A 4,642-nucleotide genomic window follows, 5' to 3' on the forward strand; every position below is an offset into this window, starting at 1 on the left:
GATATTCAGATTGCGCTGAAAATAAGGAGAACAATATGCAGTTGAGCATTACTAAAAAAGTCACACCCGAAGAGAAAGAAGAGTTATTTGTAGGGTTAAGAGCTTATAACGGGCAGTTTTTAGATATGTCGAACTTTAGTGGCGACATTGGCGTTTACGTACGTGACGATAAGGGCGCCATGCTGGGCGGATTAATCGGCGTGCGCAAAGGTGACTGGCAAAATTTTTTCATTCTCTGGGTCAGCGATTCCCTGCGCGTCGCCGGGGCGGGCAGCAAGTTCATCAACAGGCCAGTAGATTAAGCCCGACGTCAGGGCTGCAAGCACGCGCTGGTCGATACCGCCAGCTTCCAGGCGCGCCCGTTCTATGAAAAACAGGGCTACCGGCTGCAGATGTCTTTGCAGGATTATCCCCATGCGGGCATGCAGCGCCACTATCTGGCAAAGGCGCTTTAACCGCCGATCCCGGTACCGATTACGGCAAGCGCATGACGGACAATGATTTCCGGCGAGAGGGATTTTAGCCTCTCGTCATTGCGCATGCGTGAAAACGGCACCAGCACAAGGCTCAGCAAGGTGGTAAACAGCAGCTCCGGTGCCAGCGCCTGATTCAGCTTCCCTTCCTGCTGCCAGCGTTTGAGGGTGGTAAGCGTCGCCTGATACTTCTCGTCACCAAACCGCGCCTGAAGATGGGTACGCAGTACCGGCATTTCGCCAATCACCTCCTGCATCCACAGCGGTGCAAACCAGGGATACTGTTCCGCCAGTTCGGCCAGCACTTTAACCATTTCCGTCAGGGCGTTCACCGGCGAATCCCGGTTATCGGCGAAAATCGTCCCGATCCGCTCGCGTAACGGCAGGAAACGCTCCTCAATCATCGCATCCAGCAGCTGCTCTCGGGAGTTGAAGTAGTAGTGAAGCATCGCAGGCGTGACGCCCGCCTCTTTGGCAATGGCGTTGAGTGAGGTATTGGCGATCCCCTGACGGGAAAAGAGGTTCAGGGCGATATCCAGCAGCTGTTCGCGGCTGGCGGTGACGCGTTTACCCCCGCGAGGGCGGCCGGGGCGGCGCGGTTCAGAATTGTCTTTTAATGCTGGCATGACCACGGTGCCTCTTGATCTTATTCATCACTTACACAAATATTAATTATCTGATTAATTAATTTCAAGCGATCTCTTATGGAATCCGACGTAATGACTCAACCTGCGCAAAAAGCGCCGTCGATTAAGCTGCTGTTCAGCGCGCTGCTGCTGGTGATGCTGCTTTCTGCGCTTGATCAAACCATCGTCTCTACGGCGCTGCCTACCATTGTCGGTGAGCTGGGCGGCCTGGATAAGCTCTCCTGGGTAGTGACGGCCTATATCCTCAGCTCCACCATCGTGGTGCCGCTGTACGGTAAATTCGGCGATCTGTTTGGCCGCAAAATTGTCCTGCAAATCGCCATTGTGCTGTTCCTCGTGGGCTCCGCGCTGTGCGGGCTGGCGCAGAACATGACCCAGCTGGTGCTGATGCGCGCCCTGCAGGGGCTGGGCGGTGGCGGCCTGATGGTGATCAGTATGGCCGCCGTGGCGGACGTGATCCCGCCAGCCGATCGCGGGCGCTATCAGGGGCTGTTTGGCGGCGTGTTTGGCCTGGCGACGGTCATCGGGCCGCTGATCGGCGGGTTTATCGTCCAGCACGCCTCCTGGCGCTGGATTTTCTACATCAACCTGCCGCTGGGGCTGTTTGCCCTGCTGGTAATAGGCGCGGTATTTCACGGCAGCGCGCGGCGCAGCAAGCACGAGATTGACTATCTGGGGGCGATTTACCTCAGCATGGCGCTGCTGTGCATCATCCTGTTTACCACCGAAGGCGGCACCGTTCGCCCGTGGAGCGACCCGCAGCTGTGGTGCATTCTGGCCTTTGGCCTGACGGGCATTGCCGGGTTTATCTATGAGGAGCGGCTGGCGTGGGAGCCGATTATTCCGCTGTCGCTGTTCCGCGACCGCAGCTTCCTGCTCTGCAGCCTGATTGGCTTTATCATCGGTATGTCGCTGTTTGGCTCAGTGACTTTCCTGCCGCTGTACCTGCAGGTGGTGAAAGACGCCACGCCAACGCAGGCCGGTTTGCAGCTCATCCCGCTGATGGGCGGGCTGCTGCTGACCTCGATTATCAGCGGGCGGATCATCAGCCGTACCGGGAAATATCGCCTGTTCCCGATCCTCGGCACGCTGCTCGGCGTGGTGGGGATGTTTTTACTGACGCGCATTTCAATCACGTCGCCAACCTGGCAGCTTTATCTGTTCACCAGCGTGCTGGGCATGGGGCTGGGACTGGTGATGCAGGTGCTGGTGCTGGCGGTGCAAAACAGCGTGTCGGCGGATCAATACGGCGTAGCCACCTCGGGCGTCACGCTGTTCCGCTCCATCGGTGGGGCGATCGGCGTCGCGCTGTTTGGCGCGGTATTCACGAATATTCTGCAGTCAGGGCTGATGGACAGCCTTCCGGAAGGCGCGGAACTGCCGCGCGAGCTGAACCCGGCCGCTATCCACCATCTGCCTGACGCCCTGAGGCTGGACTACCTTGATGCCTTCGGCTCGGCCATTCATGCGGTATTCCTGCTGGCGGCAGGGATTATGGTGCTGGCGTTTGCGCTGTCGTGGTTTTTACGGGAAGCGCCGCTGCGTCGACAGACGTGAAGTTAGCGGTTCGGTTATTTTTTGCGAGTCGCTTTCTGAAATTGAAGCGTCGAAGTTGTCATGCCTTCTCGTCGTGGCGCATGCTCTGGCCAGTCCAATAAACCAGCAGAGGTTACAATGGAGCGCACAGCAAAACTGATCAAAAAAGGGCGAAAGCAGGCTGTTGTTCTGCCTGCTGAGTTTGCGTTTGATACGGAGAGCGTTTACATCCGGCGGGATGACGAGGGGAATATTGTTTTGACGGCAAGATCGGAAAAAGAGCGACACAGGGACAACTTTTTGCGTTTGCTCAAACAAACGCATGTGCCGGATTCGTTTCTGAGCAAAGAGGAGCGTAATCAGAGCTATTCGACACGAGATCCTCTGGAAGGGCTGTAGAACATGCTGCATATGCTGGACACAAACATCGTAAGCCATCTTGTGAGGCAACACCCCGAGGTTCTAAATCAATATTCGCGTATTGCGCCTGAAAAAATGTGTATTTCAAGCGTAACGGAGGCTGAATTACTTTACGGCGTAGCCAAAAAGCAAAACAACCAACTGCACAAAACCATAGTGGAATTTCTAAAAACCATCACCATTTGCGACTGGGACAGTGAAGCCGCAGCCGCCTACGGCGAGCTTCGTGCAGTGATGGAAAAGAAAGGGAAGGTGATGGGCGATCTCGACCAGTTGATTGCTGCGCATGCCATCAGCCGGGGTACGACGATTGTCACCAACGATCGCGCATTTGGAATGGTGCAAGACCTTAGGGTAGAGGACTGGACTACCGCAGCCTGATGCCCATCTCTCGGTGGTGCTTTGCTAACCGGGCCTACAACACCTCCGCGCGTAGGCCGGGTAAGCGCAGCGCCACCCGGCAATAGGCCGCATATAACTTATCCTTCTTATTGATTCCTTTTCGTTTTTTAGCGCGCCGTCGCGTTGTCGATATAGTCTTCAAAACGTCTATCAAAAGGAACTGTCTCGTGAAACTTCGACTGGGTGCGCTTCTCCTGACTGGCCTGCTGCTCGCGGGCTGTGACCAAAGCAGCAATGATGCCAAACACATTAAGGTCGGCGTGATTAACGGTGCCGAGCAGGACGTGGCGGAGGTCGCTAAAAAGGTGGCAAAAGAGAAATACGGTCTGGACGTGGAGCTGGTGGGCTTTAGCGGATCGCTGCTGCCCAACGATGCCACTAACCAGGGGGAGCTGGATGCCAACGTCTTCCAGCACCGCCCGTTCCTCGCAGAAGATAACAAGGCGCACGGCTACAAGCTGGTTGCCGTTGCAAACACCTTCGTCTTCCCGATGGCTGGCTATTCCCGCAAGATTAAATCGGTGAATGAACTGAAAGACGGCGCAACGGTTGCCATTCCTAACGACCCAACCAACCTCGGTCGCGCGCTGCTGCTGCTGCAAAAAGAGAAGCTGATTGCCCGGAAGCCGGACACCGGGCTGCTGCCGACGGCGCTGGATATCACCGCAAACCCTAAAAATCTGAAGATTATGGAGCTGGAAGGCGCGCAGCTGCCGCGCGTGCTGGACGATCCGAAGGTGGATGTCGCCATTATTAGTACCACCTACCTCCAGCAAACCGGCCTGTCGCCGGTTCATGACAGCGTCTTCATTGAAGATAAAAACTCGCCGTATGTGAACATTGTCGTGACGCGTGAAGACAATAAAAATGCGGAAAACGTGAAGGAATTCATACAGTCTTATCAGTCACCTGAGGTAGCAAAAGCGGCCGAAACGATCTTCAACGGCGGCGCGGTGCCAGGCTGGTAAGTTTGGCCCAATTCCATCGATCATCGCCCTTTAGCCCACATCGTAACGCGTGGTCACGGGCTATTCTCCTTATCACACCCACCGGAGGATAGCCCATGAACATTACTCAGATTCGCAATGCCACTCAGCTGATTACCTACGCGTGAAAACGTTTTTTAGTTGACCCCATGCTCGCGCCGAAAGGGGCTTACCCGGG

At 55.8% G+C, this 4,642-nt stretch carries 5 protein-coding genes and 2 pseudogenes; 6 read left to right on the forward strand and 1 reads right to left on the reverse strand.

The annotated features are described in order from the left end of the window. The first annotated feature begins 35 nt into the window (after positions 1–35). A pseudogene (locus ACW14G_RS22275) lies at positions 36–455 on the forward strand (GNAT family N-acetyltransferase). On the opposite strand, the gene ACW14G_RS22280 reads toward ACW14G_RS22275, so the two are convergent. Then, a complete protein-coding gene (locus ACW14G_RS22280) occupies positions 452–1,099 on the reverse strand; it encodes a TetR/AcrR family transcriptional regulator (protein WP_278436264.1) in 648 nt (215 codons plus the stop codon). The pseudogene ACW14G_RS22275 and the gene ACW14G_RS22280 overlap by 4 nt on opposite strands. A 78-nt stretch (positions 1,100–1,177) precedes the next feature. Between ACW14G_RS22280 and ACW14G_RS22285 the strand changes: the two genes are divergently transcribed. The 5 genes and pseudogenes from ACW14G_RS22285 to ACW14G_RS22305 all read left to right on the forward strand — a co-directional run. Then, positions 1,178–2,677, forward strand: a complete 1,500-nt coding sequence (locus tag ACW14G_RS22285) for an MDR family MFS transporter (RefSeq protein ID WP_455648822.1) — start codon at positions 1,178–1,180, stop codon at positions 2,675–2,677. A gap of 117 nt (positions 2,678–2,794) precedes the next feature. Further along, positions 2,795–3,055 carry an antitoxin gene (locus ACW14G_RS22290; protein WP_108417271.1) on the forward strand — a complete coding sequence of 87 codons (261 nt, stop codon included), beginning with the start codon at positions 2,795–2,797 and terminating at the stop codon, positions 3,053–3,055. Between the two features lie 3 nt (positions 3,056–3,058). Further along, positions 3,059–3,457: a type II toxin-antitoxin system VapC family toxin gene (locus tag ACW14G_RS22295; RefSeq protein ID WP_174340333.1), complete on the forward strand. Its 399-nt coding sequence runs from the start codon at positions 3,059–3,061 to the stop codon at positions 3,455–3,457. Between the two features lie 188 nt (positions 3,458–3,645). Continuing rightward, positions 3,646–4,446, forward strand: a complete 801-nt coding sequence (nlpA, locus tag ACW14G_RS22300) for a lipoprotein NlpA (RefSeq protein WP_455648823.1) — start codon at positions 3,646–3,648, stop codon at positions 4,444–4,446. Positions 4,447–4,541: 95 nt separating this feature from the next. Continuing rightward, positions 4,542–4,642: pseudogene (locus tag ACW14G_RS22305) on the forward strand (MBL fold metallo-hydrolase); the annotation flags it as partial.

This window comes from Kluyvera sp. (genome assembly GCF_965301105.1).